At 37.8% G+C, this 16,931-nt stretch carries 19 protein-coding genes; 2 read left to right on the top strand and 17 right to left on the bottom strand.

From position 1 onward, the window contains the following. Positions 1-6: 6 nt before the first annotated feature. The 8 genes from ilvN to H7254_RS05150 form a co-directional block, all read right to left on the bottom strand. Positions 7-594 (bottom strand): acetolactate synthase small subunit, encoded by a 588-nt coding sequence (gene ilvN / locus H7254_RS05185; protein ID WP_301931970.1) that lies wholly within the window; start codon positions 592-594, stop codon positions 7-9. A 37-nt stretch (positions 595-631) separates the two neighbouring features. Continuing rightward, entirely contained in the window at positions 632-1,405 is a 774-nt protein-coding gene (locus H7254_RS05180) for a trans-aconitate 2-methyltransferase (RefSeq protein ID WP_301931969.1), read from the bottom strand. After that, positions 1,405-1,878: a DinB family protein gene (locus H7254_RS05175; RefSeq protein WP_301931968.1), complete on the bottom strand. Its 474-nt coding sequence runs from the start codon at positions 1,876-1,878 to the stop codon at positions 1,405-1,407. The genes H7254_RS05180 and H7254_RS05175 overlap by 1 nt, the downstream gene beginning before the upstream one ends. 19 nt (positions 1,879-1,897) lie before the next feature. Beyond that, complete coding sequence (gene ilvB / locus H7254_RS05170; protein ID WP_301931967.1) at positions 1,898-3,637, bottom strand: biosynthetic-type acetolactate synthase large subunit; 1,740 nt, start codon at positions 3,635-3,637, stop codon at positions 1,898-1,900. Between the two features lie 83 nt (positions 3,638-3,720). Then, positions 3,721-4,218, bottom strand: a complete 498-nt coding sequence (locus H7254_RS05165; protein WP_301931966.1) for a DinB family protein — start codon at positions 4,216-4,218, stop codon at positions 3,721-3,723. Between the two features lie 10 nt (positions 4,219-4,228). Next, a complete protein-coding gene (gene ilvD, locus H7254_RS05160) occupies positions 4,229-5,908 on the bottom strand; it encodes a dihydroxy-acid dehydratase (RefSeq protein ID WP_301920836.1) in 1,680 nt (559 codons plus the stop codon). Between the two features lie 329 nt (positions 5,909-6,237). After that, complete coding sequence (leuB, locus tag H7254_RS05155) at positions 6,238-7,353, bottom strand: 3-isopropylmalate dehydrogenase (protein ID WP_301931965.1); 1,116 nt, start codon at positions 7,351-7,353, stop codon at positions 6,238-6,240. Between the two features lie 142 nt (positions 7,354-7,495). Further along, positions 7,496-8,662: a 2-isopropylmalate synthase gene (locus H7254_RS05150; protein WP_301931964.1), complete on the bottom strand. Its 1,167-nt coding sequence runs from the start codon at positions 8,660-8,662 to the stop codon at positions 7,496-7,498. A gap of 202 nt (positions 8,663-8,864) precedes the next feature. Here H7254_RS05150 and H7254_RS05145 point away from each other — a divergent pair, with 202 nt between their 5' ends. Next, positions 8,865-10,412 (top strand): hypothetical protein, encoded by a 1,548-nt coding sequence (locus H7254_RS05145; RefSeq protein WP_301931963.1) that lies wholly within the window; start codon positions 8,865-8,867, stop codon positions 10,410-10,412. Positions 10,413-10,414: 2 nt separating this feature from the next. Here H7254_RS05145 and H7254_RS05140 read toward each other — a convergent pair whose 3' ends face one another. The 9 genes from H7254_RS05140 to infA all read right to left on the bottom strand — a co-directional run bounded on the left by H7254_RS05140 (position 10,415) and on the right by infA (position 16,108). Then, complete coding sequence (locus H7254_RS05140) at positions 10,415-10,828, bottom strand: type II 3-dehydroquinate dehydratase (RefSeq protein WP_301931962.1); 414 nt, start codon at positions 10,826-10,828, stop codon at positions 10,415-10,417. Positions 10,829-10,949: 121 nt separating this feature from the next. Then, positions 10,950-12,056 (bottom strand): glutamine-hydrolyzing carbamoyl-phosphate synthase small subunit, encoded by a 1,107-nt coding sequence (carA, locus tag H7254_RS05135; RefSeq protein WP_301931961.1) that lies wholly within the window; start codon positions 12,054-12,056, stop codon positions 10,950-10,952. 170 nt (positions 12,057-12,226) lie between these two features. After that, positions 12,227-12,766, bottom strand: a complete 540-nt coding sequence (gene rplQ, locus H7254_RS05130) for a 50S ribosomal protein L17 (RefSeq protein ID WP_301931960.1) — start codon at positions 12,764-12,766, stop codon at positions 12,227-12,229. Positions 12,767-12,902: 136 nt separating this feature from the next. Continuing rightward, positions 12,903-13,898, bottom strand: a complete 996-nt coding sequence (locus H7254_RS05125) for a DNA-directed RNA polymerase subunit alpha (protein ID WP_301920829.1) — start codon at positions 13,896-13,898, stop codon at positions 12,903-12,905. 108 nt (positions 13,899-14,006) lie between these two features. Beyond that, positions 14,007-14,612 (bottom strand): 30S ribosomal protein S4, encoded by a 606-nt coding sequence (gene rpsD / locus H7254_RS05120; RefSeq protein WP_301920828.1) that lies wholly within the window; start codon positions 14,610-14,612, stop codon positions 14,007-14,009. A 153-nt stretch (positions 14,613-14,765) separates the two neighbouring features. Further along, positions 14,766-15,173: a 30S ribosomal protein S11 gene (gene rpsK / locus H7254_RS05115; protein ID WP_301920827.1), complete on the bottom strand. Its 408-nt coding sequence runs from the start codon at positions 15,171-15,173 to the stop codon at positions 14,766-14,768. A gap of 153 nt (positions 15,174-15,326) precedes the next feature. After that, complete coding sequence (gene rpsM, locus H7254_RS05110; RefSeq protein ID WP_301920826.1) at positions 15,327-15,707, bottom strand: 30S ribosomal protein S13; 381 nt, start codon at positions 15,705-15,707, stop codon at positions 15,327-15,329. 37 nt (positions 15,708-15,744) lie between these two features. After that, positions 15,745-15,861: a 50S ribosomal protein L36 gene (gene rpmJ / locus H7254_RS05105; RefSeq protein WP_290335922.1), complete on the bottom strand. Its 117-nt coding sequence runs from the start codon at positions 15,859-15,861 to the stop codon at positions 15,745-15,747. A gap of 28 nt (positions 15,862-15,889) precedes the next feature. Continuing rightward, positions 15,890-16,108 carry a translation initiation factor IF-1 gene (infA, locus tag H7254_RS05100; RefSeq protein ID WP_229760653.1) on the bottom strand — a complete coding sequence of 73 codons (219 nt, stop codon included), beginning with the start codon at positions 16,106-16,108 and terminating at the stop codon, positions 15,890-15,892. A gap of 88 nt (positions 16,109-16,196) precedes the next feature. On the opposite strand from infA, the gene H7254_RS05095 reads away from it, so the two are divergent. Further along, entirely contained in the window at positions 16,197-16,877 is a 681-nt protein-coding gene (locus H7254_RS05095; protein WP_301931959.1) for a hypothetical protein, read from the top strand. The last annotated feature ends 54 nt before the right edge of the window (positions 16,878-16,931 follow it).

The raw sequence follows: 16,931 nt of genomic DNA, 5'->3' as shown, positions 1-16,931 counted from the left end.
ATCAGGCTACATACTAAACACTTCCTGCTGTTGGTTTAAAAATTCATTTTCTATAACTTCTTCACCAGGTTCTTTTTGCTCAAATTCTTTCAGTTTTTCATGAAAGCCATGGCTTTCCTTAATGATGGCAATTCTTGCGCTACGAACAAATTCTATCAAACCAAAAGGTTCTAGTTCTTTTATTAACCGGTCGGTTTCCTCTCTATGGCCCGTTGTTTCAAACACCGTAAAATCTTTGCGAATAGCTACTACCCTTGCACCACATTCCCTTAATAACCTTTCCACTTTTACTTTTTCTGCTACTTCATCTGTTGATACTTTGTACAATGCCATTTCCTGCCATACCACTTCATCATTGGTATTGAAATAAACCTTTAAAACTTCCACTTGTTTTTCAATCTGGCGACACACTTTTCTTACTACTTCTTCTGTTTCGTCTATCAAAATAGTGAAGCGGTGAATATTTTCAATTTCAGATGGCGATGTATTCATACTATCAATATTTATTTTTCGCCTGGAAAAAATAATAGCAATGCGGTTCAATAAACCAATCTGGTTTTCAGTGTAAACGGTGATTGTAAATTCCTGTTTCATATTTATCCTGTTGCGGTATTATCCGATGATAAAAAATTTATTTGATAGCAATTATTCTTAGTCTTTTATAATCGGCAAACCATTCGCCGTTTCTAAAATGCGTTGGTTGAAGTGTTTCCTGCACGTCAGTTAATATATTTTCGACCACAGCATTATCAATACCTTTTAAGAATGCACTGCCGAACATTTTAATCCAGTCTTTAATACTATTTTTAGTATCCTCCAATTTTGTTTCCCTGTTAAAATGTGCTGCATATGTTACCCTGAAACCCCTTTTTTCAAGCAGGCCTGTATATTCACTAACAGATGGAAAATACCACAACTGAATTGCTGCATTTTCAGAATAGCCATATTTTATCAAACTGTTTTGTAAGGCAGTTATAATCTTTGCTACGTTTTGCTTACCGCCAAATTCAAGTACCAAACGTCCGCTCTTTTTGAGATTGCGGTACATACAGTCAATTGCCATTTCCTTTTGTAATACCCAGTGCAGGACTGCATTTGAAAAGATGGCATTAAAGTGTTGATCAAAATAAAATTCACTGGCAGACTGCACCTTAAATTCCAGCTCAGGATATTGCGCTTTGGCTTTTGAAATCATTTCCACAGAAGTATCAATACCCACCACAGTAGCGCCTGCAGCCGAGATTACACTTGTAAGGTAACCGGTACCGCAGCCTATATCCAATATGCGTTCGCCTGCCTGCGGATTTAAAATATCCACCAGGTCTTCGCCATATCTGAAGACAAAAGAATGCTTGTCATCATAGAGATTAGCATTCCATTTGGTATGTATAGCAGGTATGTTCATTACTTATTTACAATTCTTTTAAGCGCCATGGCATACCCTAAATGCAAGCCTTCGTGCATGGTTAAAAATTTCACCGCGTCTTCAATACTGTTTAAGGGTATACCAAAACTTGTGGTATAGCTGGTATAATTATCTAACAGTCCATTTTCTATGTCGGTAATCAATTCCTCCAACAGGTGAGTGGATTGTTGTTTTAAAAATACCCACTCATTTTCATCAATAAAAGATGCAGGTTTGGTGCCTTTGGAATATTTTGAAATATATGCTTCGTCTATCTTTAAAGGAAGACCAGCCAATTTGTAGCAGAGTATTTGCTGGCTTACAATTACATGCCCAAAGTTCCAGATAATATTGTTGTTAAAGCCTTCCGGAATTTCATTTAACTTATCAATTGATAAGCTATCCATAAGTGCCAGAAACAGCGTTCTTGTGGCCTGAACGGTTTCAATACTTTTATCTTTTTCAATTACCATTTTACTTAATTGTATATGTTTAACTTAATCTTATTTCTGCAACACTGCAACCTTGCGGTACCATGGGAAACACATTGTTTTCCTTACCTACCATTACTTCCAGCAAGTAGGCTCCGTTGTGATCCAGCATTGTTTTTACTGCTGCCTGTAAATTCTCCCTTTCACTCACACGTTGACCTTCAATGCGATAACCCTTTGCTACCATTACATAATCCGGACTTTCAATATCAACAAAAGAATAGCGTTTATCGTGAAATAATTGTTGCCACTGCCGCACCATTCCCAAAAACTGGTTGTTCAAAATCATTATTTTTACATTAGTACCTGTTTGCATAATAGTGCCCAATTCCTGTATGGTCATTTGTACACCACCATCACCAATAACGGCTACAACTGTACGATGCGGCGCTCCAAATTTAGCACCGATGGCGGCAGGTAATGCAAAGCCCATTGTGCCGGCCCCGCCAGAAGTTATATTGCTTTTTGTTTCATTAAACTTTGCATAGCGGCAGGTAACCATCTGGTGCTGGCCCACGTCTGTAACAATGATGGCATCACCGTTGGTAAGTTCATTTAATATTTTAATTACTTCACCCATCGTTAGTTCACCCGAGGTGGGGTTTAGTTCATTCTTTATTACAACTTCAATTTCTTTTTGGGTAAATTCATTAAATCTTGCAAGCCATTCCTGGTGATTTTTTGCCTCAATTAACTTCGTCAGCATCGGCAATGTTTCTTTACAATCGCCCCATACAGGCACCGTTGATTTTACATTTTTATCTATTTCCGCTGGATCAATATCCAGGTGAATTACCTTAGCCTGTTTAGCGTATTTATCTAAACGTCCGGTAACCCTGTCATCAAAGCGCATTCCAACTGCTATCAATACATCGCATTCGTTTGTTAAAACATTGGGACCATAATTACCATGCATGCCGAGCATACCTACATTTTGCGGATGGTCTGTTGGCAGTGCGCTTAAACCAAGCAGGGTCCATGCTGCAGGTAATCCACCTTTTTCTATGAATGCTTTAAACTCTTTTTCGGCCTTACCTAATATAACACCCTGGCCAAAAAGCACAAACGGTTTTTTTGCTTCATTAATCAGTTTGGCAGCTTCTTCCACATACTCTTTTCTAACGATTGGTTTAGGCCGGTAACTGCGGATATGTGTGCACTTTGTGTAACCCTCAAAGTCAAATTTTTGCAACTGTGCATTTTTGGTAATATCAATCAATACCGGACCGGGCCTGCCAGTGGATGCAATATAAAAAGCTTTTGCTAACACCGAAGGAATTTCCGTGGCATCAGTTACCTGATAATTCCATTTAGTAACGGGCGTGGTAATATTTATTACATCAACTTCCTGAAATGCATCTGTGCCGAGTAAATGTGCATACACCTGGCCTGTAATGCAAACCAATGGTGTGCTATCAATCATAGCATCGGCCAACCCTGTTACCAGGTTAGTAGCTCCTGGACCGCTGGTAGCAAATACCACCCCGGTTTTTCCGGAAGCACGTGCATATCCTTGTCCGGCATGAATGCCCCCCTGCTCATGGCGAACCAGAATGTGTTTTAACTTATCATGATAATCATACAAGGCATCATAAATAGGCATGATGGCTCCGCCCGGATAACCAAAAATTGTTTCCACACCTTCGGCTACAAAAGCTTCCAGAACGGCTACACTACCCGAAATATTTTTAGTGGTTTTTATTTCAATCTTGTCCTTTACTAATTCAAGTATTTCTTCCATACGATGATTTTTTATCTTTGTTACCAGACCTTAAATACAATTAAGCCTTTGTTTTGTCTTATTCTATCCAGGCCTGTAAAACTTTATTTTAAATTTCTAAAAAATTCCAACATATCAGTTGATCTCACTTGTGTAAAACCCACCTGCCTCAACATCATTATCAACTGTCCACGGTGATATGTTGAATGATTAAAAACGTGAGCAAATACCTGATAAAAAGGCAAGGTCTCCAGCTCTTTGTTCCGAAGCCTGAAATTAAACTTCACCGGCAGATTATTTTCATTAAAGTCAAGTGCAAATTTCTTCAGCTTTTCGGAAGCTTGTATCCACATAACAATTAATTGTGCTCTGGTGCCTTTGTAAGTATCTGCCAGCCATTCTGTATTTTCAACCATATTCATTCGCTGAAGCCAGATATACTCTGCACTGATAATATGCAACACCGTAGTCTGTATACTACTAAAACTGCTAACTACTTCATGCTCCCATTGTTGGTCGCTGATTTGATGTAACCAATCACATACGATACCGTTTGCCCAACTATTATAATCCGCAAATTCTATTAAAAACGCTTTTGTCATATTCAAATATTTAGGCTTCATCTGTAACACAGCCTTGAGATGCATCTTTCACACACATCGCATATTTAAACAGCACCCCTTTTGTTTCTTTTAATGCCGGCTGTTTCCATTTGCTTCTGCGTACTTTTATCAGATCCTCACTTACTTTTAAAGTGATCTTTTTTGATGCAACATCAATCTCAATAATATCGTCTTCCTCTACCAATGCAATCAATCCACCATCAAATGCTTCTGGTGTTATATGGCCAACTACAAAGCCATGAGAACCTCCGCTAAACCGGCCATCGGTAATCAACGCTACATCTTTTCCCAATCCCGCACCCATAATAGCCGAGGTTGGTTTCAACATTTCAGGCATACCAGGCGCACCTTTAGGGCCTTCATTTCTTATTACTACCACATCGCCTTTTTTAACCCTGCCACTTGCAATACCTGCTACCAAATCTTTCTCTCCATTAAACACTCTTGCCGGCCCTTCAAAACGCTCGCCTTCTTTACCACTAATTTTTGCCACACTTCCTTTTTCTGCTAAATTGCCATACAATATCTGCAGGTGCCCCGTTTTTTTCAAAGGTTGCTCCAAAGGATAGATAATCTTTTGTGTTTCAAAATTCAAATCCGGCACACTAACTAAATTTTCTGCAATTGTTTTACCCGTTACCGTAAGGCAATCGCCGTGCAATAAACCTTTTTGCAACAAATATTTCATTACTGCAGGTACACCCCCATGCGCATGTAACTCCTGCATTAAATATTTTCCGCTTGGCTTAAAATCCGCCAGCACAGGGGTTTTATCGCTGATGCGTTGAAAATCATCCTGTGTTAAATTTACATCCACACTCTTCGCCATCGCAATTAAATGCAGCACTGCGTTGGTACTTCCCCCAAAAATCATCACAGTAACAATTGCATTTTCAAATGCATTTTTTGTCATGATATCTTTTGGCCGGATATTTTTTTCGAGTAAAATTTTTATCGCCTTGCCTGCGTCCAGACATTCCCGTTTCTTTTCTTCACTCAATGCAGGATTACTGGATGAATAAGGCAAACTCATACCGAGTGCTTCAATGGCGCTGGCCATGGTGTTGGCAGTGTACATACCACCACAGGCACCAGCGCCAGGGCAACTATGTTTAACCACTTCCTTAAAATCTTCCGGCGTAATGGTACCTGCCAGTTTTTGCCCCAATGCCTCGAAGGCTGAAATAATATTTAAATCCTGCCCTTTGTAGTGCCCCGGATCAATTGTACCGCCATACACCATAATCGAAGGGCGGTTTAGCCTTCCCATCGCCATAATAGAACCGGGCATATTCTTATCGCAGCCGGGCAATGCAATCAACCCGTCGTAATAAAATCCACCACAAACCGCTTCAATACTATCCGCAATCAAATCACGGCTTACCAGTGAATAACGCATGCCATCGGTTCCATTGCTGATGCCATCGCTGATGCCAATGGTATTAAAAATCAATCCCACCAAATCACTATCCCATACACCTTGTTTTACCAGTTTTGCCAAATCATTCAAATGCATGTTACAGGTATTGCCATCATAGCCCATACTGCAAACACCTATTTGTGCTTTCTTCAAATCATCTTCCGTTAAACCTATCCCGTATAACATGGCTTGCGCTGCGGGCTGTGTTTCATCCTGTGTGATGGTTTTACTGTATTTGTTTAATTCCATTTTTTATTTTTTCTGCAAAATTTATAACCGGTTTTGAAAACAAAAAACCCCGTCTCTTCTGGAGGCGGGGCTTTTTTATGATAAGTATTTTACTACATATTAAATCCTCCTCCATATGCTACAGGTATAATAATGACAATGACCGCAATAATAATTACTGCCTTATTTTTAATGCCATCTAATAAATTTGCTGTACACATAAACAGGTGTTGAACAACAAAGATACCCAAGCTTTTTATAATAACAAAGAACTATTGTAGTGGATTTAGAAAGAGAAAAAATAATTTTTAGATTGCTGTACTACTGAATACATCACTTTAAAAGCATACCTAAATTATTGTTGACTTTCTTAATTCTATATTTTCCGTATTCACCCTGCCGCTGATTCTTCCACCAATGTATTCACTAATGAGTTCACCAATGGTAGAAGTAAAATAGAAATTAACAGGATCAATATCTTTTGATACAAATAAACTTTCAATCGTCCATTCCACCGCATCCCGTACTAATTGCGCTTCTTCTTTCAAATTAAAATAATCAAGCATCATAGCAACAGATAAAATAGCACCCAAAGGATTGGCAATATCTTTACCGGCAGCTTTTGAATAGGACCCATGAATAGGTTCAAACAACGCATTGGAATTGCCAATAGATGCGGAAGGCAACAATCCAAGCGACCCGGTAATTACACTTGCTTCATCGCTTAAAATATCACCAAATAAATTATCCGTTAAGATTACATCAAACTGTTTGGGGTTCAATACAATTTGCATGGCGGCATTGTCTACAAATAAAAAATCAAGTCGTACATCTTTGTATTGCGGAGCAATTTCTTTTACCACTTTGCGCCACAGCCTGGATGTTTCCAGCACGTTTGCTTTATCTATCAGGGTTAATTTTTTTCTTCTTTTTTGTGCAGACTGAAAAGCCAGGTGCGCAATTCGTTCTACTTCTTCTTTGGTATAACTGCAATCATCCGATGCCCATGTCTGGTCTTCATTTGTTTTCTTTTCACCAAAATAAATACCTCCGGTTAATTCACGAAAAATTATAAAATCAACTCCTTCAATGTATTTACTTTTTAAAGGAGATAAATGATGCAATGATGGATAGGTTGTTACCGGGCGAATATTAGCAAACAATTGCAGTGATTTCCTAAGCTTCAGCAAACCCTGCTCTGGCCTCACTTTTGCAGTAGGGTCGTTATCATATTTCGGATGACCAATGGCGCCAAATAAAATAGCGTCGCTCGCTAAACAAACTTCAATGGTTACCTCCGGCAACGGGTCTCCGGTTTCATCAATAGCTGCAGCGCCTGCCAGGCAGTACGTATAATTGAAAGTATGATTAAAATGTTCAGCTACTGCATCCAACACTTTTACAGCTTGTTGTGTTACTTCCGGCCCCACGCCATCCCCGGTAATTACTGCAATCTTTTTTTTCATGCTTATTTCTAAAAGAAATATTGTGCTGGTGAATGATTATCAAAAACAATGAACACTCAAAACAGTTGTTATAAAAGAGTTCAATTAATTTATTACTAAGTGCCGGCTGATTAAAAAAATTAAACAGTCATGCCTTATATATTTATACTGCAAGTTCTTTCGTATGCGCTTTTGCCAATGATTCAAGGTCTTCTTTCATCACTTCTTTTTTACCATCTGCTATCAGTAAAAATTCCTGGTATAACACATCAATATCATTTCTGTCAAACTGGTATCCTAATTTTTGAAAACGATGGGCCAGCGCACTGCGTCCGCTTCTGGCCGTTAAAACAATCTTTGATTCTTCTGCTCCAACTTCCGAAGGGTTAATAATTTCGTACGTCAATGCATCTTTTAAAAATCCATCCTGGTGAATTCCGGATGAGTGAGAGAAAGCATTACTACCCACAATTGCTTTATTACATTGAACCGGCATACGCATGGTTTCTGCTACCAACTGACTTAATGGATTTAATTGTTTGGCATTAATATTTGTATAAAAACCCATGTCTTTGTGCTGTTTAATAATCATCACCACTTCTTCAAGCGAAGTGTTACCTGCTCTTTCGCCAAGGCCATTAATAGTACATTCAATTTGCCTTGCACCATTTATTATTCCAGCTATTGAGTTAGCAGTAGCCAGCCCAAGATCATTATGACAATGGCATGAAATAATTGCCTTATCGATATTAGGAACATTGTTAACGAGATAGGCTATTTTCTCTCCATACTGGTGTGGCAGGCAATAGCCAGTTGTATCCGGAATATTTACAACGGTAGCACCTGCCTTAATGACCGCTTCCACCACCCTTGCAAGATATTCGTTGCCGGTACGGCCTGCATCCTCCGCATAAAATTCCACATCATCTACAAAGTTTTTAGCCCATTTTACACATTGAATGGCTCTAAGTAAGATGTCTTCCCGGGTAGAGTTAAACTTTGCTTTTATATGCAAATCCGAAGTTCCGATGCCGGTATGAATTCTTGGACGAACTGCGTATTTTAGAGCTTCTGCAGCCACTTCTATATCTTTTTGCACGGCACGTGTAAGACCACAGACCGATGCATTTTTTATGATCTTTGATATTTCATTGACAGAAGTAAAATCTCCGGGAGAAGAAATAGGAAACCCCGCTTCGATAATATCAACACCCAATTCTTCCAGTTTTAATGCCAACTCAACTTTTTCTTTGGTATTAAGTTTACAGCCTGGCACCTGCTCACCGTCGCGAAGCGTTGTATCGAATATGTGTATCTTATTATCGGTCATAGAAATAGGTTGTTTAATGCGATCGGGTTTAATTATTTTTGTATCAGGGACTGGAGTTAAATAATTATTAGCCTCCAATAACGAATATAACAAAACAAAGTGGGGAAATTTTTACATAATATTGTCTTTTTTACGCTTCATAAAACACGCTTTATCAATTCAAATGCTTAACCAGTAAGCGTTTTAAAGAAATTAAATTACGATGCCCAACAGGAGTACAGATACTTTATTTCAATTAATTAAATCACTTGAAAAAAGTGAAAAGCGGAATTTCAAGCTGTATGCTAACCGCAATTCATCCGGGGAAGAATTAAAAATAGTACAATTGTTTGATGCCCTTGATAAAATGGAGGACTATGATGAAGCCTTGTTATTAAGAAAAAATGATACGATTAAAAAACAACAATTAAGCAACCTGAAGGCGCATTTATACAAACAGATATTGAGCAGTCTGCGGTTGATTAACGATGAAACCAATATTGATATTCAACTGAACGAACAGATGGATTATGCCCGTATTTTATACAATAAGGGTCTTTACCTGCAAAGCCTGAAAGTATTGGATAAAGCCAAAGACCTGGCAAAAGCCAATAACCAGTTTACCTATCTTGAGCAGATATTGTTTTTTGAAAAAAGTATTGAATCATTGTACATCACCCGAAGTATTCAAAACAGGGCTGAACAATTGAGCAAAGAAAGTGTGGTTGTAAATAACAGTTTAACACTTACTTCTGAACTATCAAACCTGTCGCTCCAGTTGTACAGTTTGTATATACAAAATGGTCACAGCCGCAATGAAAAAGACGATGCTGCCGTGCAAAATTTTTTTGTAGATAATCTTGGCGATAAGACCTCGCAATGCAGGTATTTTTACGAAAAATTATACCTCTACCAAAGTTATTGCTGGAATGCTTTTATCCGCCAGGACTTTTTGCAGTATTACCGCTACACTCAAAAGTGGGTAACCCTTTTTGAGAAAGAGCCTTATATGATCTCCATAGAAACAGGACATTATATAAAAGGCATGCATAACCTGATGGGGAGCCACTTTGACCTCGCCAATCATAAAAAATTACAGGTAACACTGGAACAATTTGCCGTTTTTTGTAATAGTGAAATAGTGCTGAAAAATGTAAATAACCGCATACTGTGCTTTGTGTACCTCACTATTTCTACCCTTAACAAACATTTTTTAGAAGGAAGTTTTACAGAAGGTTTACAATTAGTTCCTGAAATTGAAGCTAAAATTAAAGAGTATGAAATATACATGGACAGGCACCGCATTCTGGTATTTGATTATAAAATTGCCTGCCTGTATTTTGGCAGTAGTGATTACGAAAAAGCCATTGATTATTTAAATAAGATCATCAACTGGAAGGTTGACCTGCGCACTGACCTGCAATGTTACAGCCGTTTACTGCACCTGATTGCTCACTATGAATTGGGCAATGATGAAATTCTGGATTCGCTGATAAAATCTGTTTACCGCTTTATGGCGAAGATGCAAAACCTTAGTGTAGTGGAGGAGGAAATCTTTAAATTTATTCGAAAATCTTTTCAGTTGTCGGTAAAAACCATTAAGCCTGAATTAGAAAAATTACTGGTGAAATTAAAAAAATTACAAGATAACCGATTTGAAACCAGGGCCTTTATTTACCTGGATATAATTTCATGGCTGGAAAGTAAACTGGAAAATATTCCTGTACAAGATGTATTAAAGCGGAAGTTTGCCGGCAAACGAATTAACTGATTTTATAGAAAATAATTTACAGCCAGTGCATATCCCTTTAATCCAAGGCCGCTGATGACTCCTTTTGCCTTGGCAGAAATATGGGATAATTTTCTAAATTCCTCCCGGCCAAATATATTGGAAATATGAACTTCTATCACCGGTGTTGTAATGGATGCAATGGCATCTCCCAAAGCAACAGAAGTATGTGTGTAACCACCAGGGTTAAAAATAATGCCATCAAACGTAAAGCCAATACGTTGTATTTCGTTAATCAGCTCTCCTTCCACATTGCTTTGAAAATAATGAAATGCTATCAACGGAAAGGTAGTTTTCAATTCGTCAAAATACTTTTCAAAAGTCTGGTTACCATAAATGGCAGGCTCTCTTGTACCTAACAGGTTTAAATTAGGACCGTTGATAATGGCGATGTTCATGACGTTGATTTTAAGCCTATACTTAGACGAATTTTAATACGCGAATTACACGAATTAAAACATTTAATGAATTGACTAAAGGAACCGAAAAATACGCTGCAGGGATTTTATCAATTAAGAATTAATTTTTAATGATCGAATCAATAAACTCATCAAACAAATACCTGCTGTCGTGCGGCCCTGGAGTAGCTTCCGGATGATATTGCACTGAAAAAGCCGGTTTATTTTTCATGCGAATGCCTTCAATAGAATTATCATTCAGGTTAAGATGCGTAATTTCTACCTTTTCCGAAGCTCTTACTGCATCAGGGTTTACACCAAAGCCATGGTTCTGTGTAGTGATTTCACTTTTACCACTGATGATATTTTTTACCGGGTGATTCAATCCTCTATGTCCGTGATGCATTTTAAAAGTGGGTATATCATTGGCCAATGCCAGCAATTGGTGCCCAAGACAAATACCAAACAATGGTTTATCCAGTGCCAATATCTGTTTAATTGTTTTAACCGCATAATCCATCGGAGCAGGATCTCCGGGGCCGTTGCTGATAAAATAACCGTGAGGCTTAAACGATTCAAGTTCTTCAAAGCTGGCTTTAGCATTGTGTACTTTTACATACGCTCCTCTTTCAACCAGGCAATTCAGGATATTTTTTTTGATACCATAATCCAAAACAGCTACTCTAATTTTACTATCGGGGTCACCCGCAAAATACGGTTCTTTTGTAGAAACAACCGAAGCAAGTTCCAGCCCGTCCATAGATGGTACTTTATCTAACTCAGCCTGCAATATTGCAAGGTCGGTTATATCAGAAGAAATGATACAGTTCATAGCGCCCTGTACACGCACATGTGCTACCAACGCCCTGGTATCTACATCATCAATGGCAACAATTTGTTGTTGTTCAAAGTATTGTTGTAAAGATTCGTCTGCCATAAACCGGGAATATTTTTCTTCCAGGTTTCTGCCGATGATCCCTTTTACTTTTACTCCATCACTCTCCACATCCGTATTCTTTATACCATAGTTGCCCACATGAACATTGTTCATGATCAATACCTGGCCGTAATAACTTGGATCTGTAAAAACTTCCTGGTAACCCGTCATGCCCGTATTAAAACAAATTTCTCCTGTGGTAGTTCCTATTTTACCAAAGGCCTTACCGTAAAAAACGGTTCCATCTTTCAATAATAAAATAGCTGATTTTTTATCTGTTGTTGCTCCCATTATTTTTCTAAAGTTTTGCAAAGAAAAGGATTCGCTGAATAATTTTATAATTAATTTTTACACAGTTTAATTTATTGATCTATTTAATTATTTGAAACAAACATTCCCGCAACCTCATAAAAAAACTCCGATAAAAATATCGGAGCTATATATAATTTCTATAGAATCATTTACGCTTCAGGAGTTGGTTTGTCTTCCGTGGCTTCTTCCTTAACTTCAACCGCTTCATCCACTGCGGAAGTATCGGCAGTTATCTTTTTGGCACCACCACCGCTGCGCCTTGTTTTTTTAGCTGGTTCTGCTGCAGCAATTTTTGAAATACTGTTACCATAAATTTCATTGAAATCTACCAGTTCAATCATCGCTACTTCAGCGTTGTCTCCTGTTCTTGTACCTAATTTAATGATACGGGTATAACCGCCTGGCCGACTTGCTATTTTAGGAGCTACCACTGTAAACAATTCTTTTACAGCAGCCTTATCGTTCAGGTAACTAAACACAATGCGGTGATTGTGCATAATTATTTCTTTAGTGGCTGTATGTTTTGTTTTGGTAATCAGTGGCTCAATATAGGTACGCAAAGCCTTTGCTTTTGCTAAGGTAGTAGTGATTCTTTTAAAAGTAATCAACTGGCAACCAAGGTTCATCAGCAAAGCTTTTCTATGAGAAGCTGTTCTGCTTAAATTGTTATTCTTATCTCCGTGACGCATGACGTGTGTGTTTTAAATTAGGTTATACCGTGTCAGGATTTATAACCTGGTGTTAATAATTACTTAATTGTATAATTAGAAAATTTGAAAATGAAATGCCGGCGCAATTGAGCCATCCTCACATTTTCAAATTAATTTATTCATCATCCAGTTTTAGTTTGCTTAAATCCATTCCAAAACCCAAACCTCTTTCAATCAGTACCTGTTCAATTTCGCTCAAAGATTTTTGTCCAAAATTTCTGAATTTCATCAGGTCCTCCTGCTCGTACTGAACCAGTTCACTCAATGAATTAATCTTAGCAGCTTTCAAACAATTAAAGGCTCTTACAGAAAGATCCAGATCTTCCAAAGGTGTTTTCAATACTTTGCGTAGTTGTAAAGTTTGCTCGTCCACCAGGTCTTCCTTCTTATCTTCTTTGGTATCAAAAGTGATATTTTCATCAGTAATGATCATCAAATGCTGAATCAAAATACGACTTGCCTGTTTAACAGCTTCTTCAGGATGGATAGTACCATCGGTAACCACTTCCATGATCAGTTTTTCAAAATCCGTGCGTTGTTCAACACGGGTATTTTCGATGGTATATTTTACGTTTTTGATAGGAGTATAAATCGCATCTACGGCAATATATCCGAAATGAGTGCTCTTATCCTGGTTGTCTTCTGCAGGAACATAACCACGGCCTTTACCAATAGTGATTTCGATATCCAGTTTGGCGCTGCTATCCATTACACAAAGCAACAGTTCAGGATTCATTACTTCAAAAGACAACGAAGCTTCACCTATATTACCTGCAGTAAGCTCTGTTTTATTTTTGATAGAAAGCGTGATTTTCTCACTGCTAACTTCATGTTCAACTTTCTTTTTAAAACGTACCTGCTTGAGGTTAAGGATTATTTCCGTAACGTCTTCAGTAATACCTTTAATGGTTGCAAACTCATGATCAGCACCAACTATGTTGATACCAATAATTGCATAACCTTCCAGAGAGTTTAATAAAACCCTGCGAAGAGCGTTACCAATAGTTACACCATAACCAGGTTCAAGCGGACGAAATTCAAATTGTGCTTCGAAGTCATTTGCTTTTTGCAGAACAATTTTATCGGGCTTAACAAAATTTAAAATGGCCATTTGTATTTTGTTGTTTAAATGTTTAAAATTTATGCGATAGAGAAAAAAGTTAAAATTTAAAAATAAAAACTATTTGTTTCTGATTTTTGAATTTCTACTTCTATCTTATTACTTACTATACAATTCCACAATCAATTGTTCCTTAATATTCTCAGGAACGCTTTCTCTTTCAGGATAAGCAATAAAAGTACCTTTTAATTCTGTTTCGTTAAAGTCGATCCAGCTAAATTTAGTATTTTTTCCACGAACGTTACCAGTGATAGAAGTATTAACTGCACTCTTATTTTTTAAACCAACGGTTTCGCCTGGTTTCATTGAATAAGAAGGTACGTTTAATACATCACCGTTAACTGTGATGTGTTTGTGACTTACCAACTGGCGTGCAGCCTGGCGGCTTGGAGCTATGCCCATACGAAAAACAACATTATCCAAACGGGCTTCCAGTAATTTAATCAGGTTCTCGCCTGTTACACCTTTACGCCTTGCAGCTTCATCAAATGTTTTGCGAAACTGTTTTTCAAGCAAACCATACGTGTATTTTGCTTTTTGTTTTTCACGCAACTGCAAAGCATATTCGCCTAAAGTTTTGCGTTTACGGGTTGCACCGTGCATCCCGGGAGGGTTACTGTTTTTAGTTAACCATTTTCCGTTTCCGGTAATAGGCTCTCCGAAAATTCTGGAGATCTTTGTTTTGGGGCCAGTGTACCTTGCCATAATTATAAGTGTGATTTTTTAGTGACGATGCAACATTAAAAAATCGTAAAATGAATGTTGAATCCGGTTATAAAATATGTTCGAATGTCTGATGGTTGATTTTTGATGACCGGTGTTATATACAGTATCAGTAAATCCAACATCCGGCATGTGTTATACTCTTCTTTTCTTTGGAGGACGACAACCGTTGTGTGGCAAAGGAGTTACATCTTTAATCATATTAATCTCAATACCTGATTGTGATAATGACCGGATGGCACCTTCACGGCCGGAACCGGGCCCTTTTACAAATACATCTACACGTTTTAAACCTGCATCCATCGCTACTTTAGCTGCATCGGCTCCAGCCATCTGGGCTGCATAAGGGGTATTTTTTTTGCTTCCTTTAAAACCCATTTTACCAGCACTTGACCAAGAAATAACCTGTCCGTTTTTGTTGGTTAAACTAATAATGATATTATTAAAACTTGCAACAATGTGCGCATCTCCATAACTATCTACTTTTACAACTCTTTTTTTTGCGGCTGCTTTTGTGCTTTGCTGCTTTTGTGCTTTTGCCATAATACTTTAAATAGGTAATCTTTTTAAAAATAAATTCCTGTTTTACCAGAACCGAACCAACCCTCCTGCAGACTTAAAGCTATCCGGCGTTTGTTCAATTGTATGTAAGTCTATAAAAACGTATACCAGGTAGTACTACCTGGTATCTGTTAATTATTTTTTAGCTACTTTCTTTTTGCCGGCAACTGTTTTCCGTTTTCCTTTACGGGTACGGCTATTGGTACGGGTACGCTGACCACGTAAGGGCAATCCTTTACGATGACGCAAACCACGGTAGCAGGCAATATCAAGCAAACGCTTAATGTTCATCTGTACTTCGCTGCGTAAAGCGCCTTCCGTTTTAAACTCTGCGTTAATTACATTACGTATGGCAGTTTGTTCATCATCATTCCACTCATTTACTTTTTTATCGTAGCTTATTGAAGCTTTGTCTAAAATATATTGAGCAGTAGAACGACCAATACCAAAGATGTAGGTAAGTCCGATTTCGCCTCTTTTGTTTTTTGGTAAATCTATACCGGCAATACGAGCCATAATTCTATTAATTTGTGAGTGTGTTGATTAGTTTGTTTTATCCCTGTCTTTGTTTAAAACGTGGATTCTTTTTATTGATCACAAATAGTACCCCTTTTCTCCGTACGATTTTGCAATCAACACTTCTCTTTTTAATGGAAGCTTTAACCTTCATCTTGTTAATTTTTATTTATTAATGCCTGTTATTTATACCTGAAAATTATTCTTCCCCTTGTTAAATCATACGGGCTCATTTCCACGCCCACCTTATCTCCCGGTAAAATCCTGATGTAGTGCATCCGCATTTTACCTGAGATTGTAGCTAATATCTCGTGTCCGTTTTCCAGCTTAACTTTGAACATAGCATTGCTAAGCGCTTCTAAAATTGTACCATCTTGTTTAATGAGTGCTTGCTTTGCCATATATTTTGGGAGCGCAAAGATAAGAGGATTATTTTAATTATTATTAAAATAATCAGATATTTACCTTTTTAAAACTAATATTTCACACATGAAAAAGTTCATTTTTGCTTTATTGGCTGTTTGCAGCATAATTTCATCCTGTAAGAAAAACAGTACGTCACCGGTAACGGAGAGTAGTAAATATATGAATTTTGCCGCAAACAGCAGCTGGAATTATGAAGTACTCAATAACCTAACGTCTCTAACAACCAGTTATACCCTTACTTCTACCAGCAGGGACAGCACAATCAATGGTAAAACCTATCATGTTTTTAGCAACAGCAGCGGCAGTGCAAATGAATATTATTTTCTTTCCGGCAGTGATTATTACAATTTCCAAACCCTTCCTGCAACATTAAGCAGCAACGCCATTGAAAATATTTATTTAAAAGACAATGCTGCTGTAAATACATCCTGGAGCCAGAGTTACGCAGTAATGGCAACTGGTTTTCCGTTAACAATCACCATTGTAAATACCATTACACAAAAAGGAATTAGTAAAACAGTAAATGCTATAGTTTATACTGATGTGGTGCATGTTACTTCATCCCTTTCTGTATCGGTGTTAGGGGTTCCTCTGCCCGCAGGTGCTGTTACCAGCGATGTACAAAGTTTTTATGCAAAAAAATACGGATTGATTCAGTCCAGCAATAAGATAAATATAAATTACAGCGGCATAGTAAGTGATACTGATCAGCAAACTATTCTAAAGTCATCTGACCTTAGGTAATCTCTCTGTTTTAGGATATTAAAAAACCTGGTTAACAACCAGGTTTTTTAACTG

It is taken from the genome of Ferruginibacter sp. (assembly GCF_014377975.1).
GTDB lineage: Bacteria > Bacteroidota > Bacteroidia > Chitinophagales > Chitinophagaceae > Ferruginibacter.
Note: the sequence above shows the minus strand (reverse complement) of the source record. Positions and strands in the feature narration are given on the sequence as shown.

Excerpts from the sequence above, each read along its gene's own strand:
- ilvD (WP_301920836.1), bottom strand. The coding sequence starts at position 5,908 with ATGGAATTAAACAAATACAGTAAAACCATCACACAGGATGAAACACAG.
- H7254_RS05180 (WP_301931969.1), bottom strand. The coding sequence starts at position 1,405 with ATGAACATACCTGCTATACATACCAAATGGAATGCTAATCTCTATGAT.
- H7254_RS05165 (WP_301931966.1), bottom strand. The coding sequence starts at position 4,218 with ATGACAAAAGCGTTTTTAATAGAATTTGCGGATTATAATAGTTGGGCA.
- rpsK (WP_301920827.1), bottom strand. The coding sequence starts at position 15,173 with ATGGCAAAAGCACAAAAGCAGCAAAGCACAAAAGCAGCCGCAAAAAAA.
- H7254_RS05125 (WP_301920829.1), bottom strand. The coding sequence starts at position 13,898 with ATGGCCATTTTAAATTTTGTTAAGCCCGATAAAATTGTTCTGCAAAAA.
- rplQ (WP_301931960.1), bottom strand. The coding sequence starts at position 12,766 with ATGCGTCACGGAGATAAGAATAACAATTTAAGCAGAACAGCTTCTCAT.
- ilvN (WP_301931970.1), bottom strand. The coding sequence starts at position 594 with ATGAAACAGGAATTTACAATCACCGTTTACACTGAAAACCAGATTGGT.
- H7254_RS05145 (WP_301931963.1), top strand. The coding sequence starts at position 8,865 with ATGCCCAACAGGAGTACAGATACTTTATTTCAATTAATTAAATCACTT.
- rpmJ (WP_290335922.1), bottom strand. The coding sequence starts at position 15,861 with ATGAAGGTTAAAGCTTCCATTAAAAAGAGAAGTGTTGATTGCAAAATC.
- rpsD (WP_301920828.1), bottom strand. The coding sequence starts at position 14,612 with ATGGCAAGGTACACTGGCCCCAAAACAAAGATCTCCAGAATTTTCGGA.
- H7254_RS05095 (WP_301931959.1), top strand. The coding sequence starts at position 16,197 with ATGAAAAAGTTCATTTTTGCTTTATTGGCTGTTTGCAGCATAATTTCA.
- ilvB (WP_301931967.1), bottom strand. The coding sequence starts at position 3,637 with ATGGAAGAAATACTTGAATTAGTAAAGGACAAGATTGAAATAAAAACC.
- H7254_RS05140 (WP_301931962.1), bottom strand. The coding sequence starts at position 10,828 with ATGAACATCGCCATTATCAACGGTCCTAATTTAAACCTGTTAGGTACA.
- infA (WP_229760653.1), bottom strand. The coding sequence starts at position 16,108 with ATGGCAAAGCAAGCACTCATTAAACAAGATGGTACAATTTTAGAAGCG.
- H7254_RS05175 (WP_301931968.1), bottom strand. The coding sequence starts at position 1,878 with ATGGTAATTGAAAAAGATAAAAGTATTGAAACCGTTCAGGCCACAAGA.
- carA (WP_301931961.1), bottom strand. The coding sequence starts at position 12,056 with ATGGGAGCAACAACAGATAAAAAATCAGCTATTTTATTATTGAAAGAT.
- H7254_RS05150 (WP_301931964.1), bottom strand. The coding sequence starts at position 8,662 with ATGACCGATAATAAGATACACATATTCGATACAACGCTTCGCGACGGT.
- leuB (WP_301931965.1), bottom strand. The coding sequence starts at position 7,353 with ATGAAAAAAAAGATTGCAGTAATTACCGGGGATGGCGTGGGGCCGGAA.
- rpsM (WP_301920826.1), bottom strand. The coding sequence starts at position 15,707 with ATGGCTCGTATTGCCGGTATAGATTTACCAAAAAACAAAAGAGGCGAA.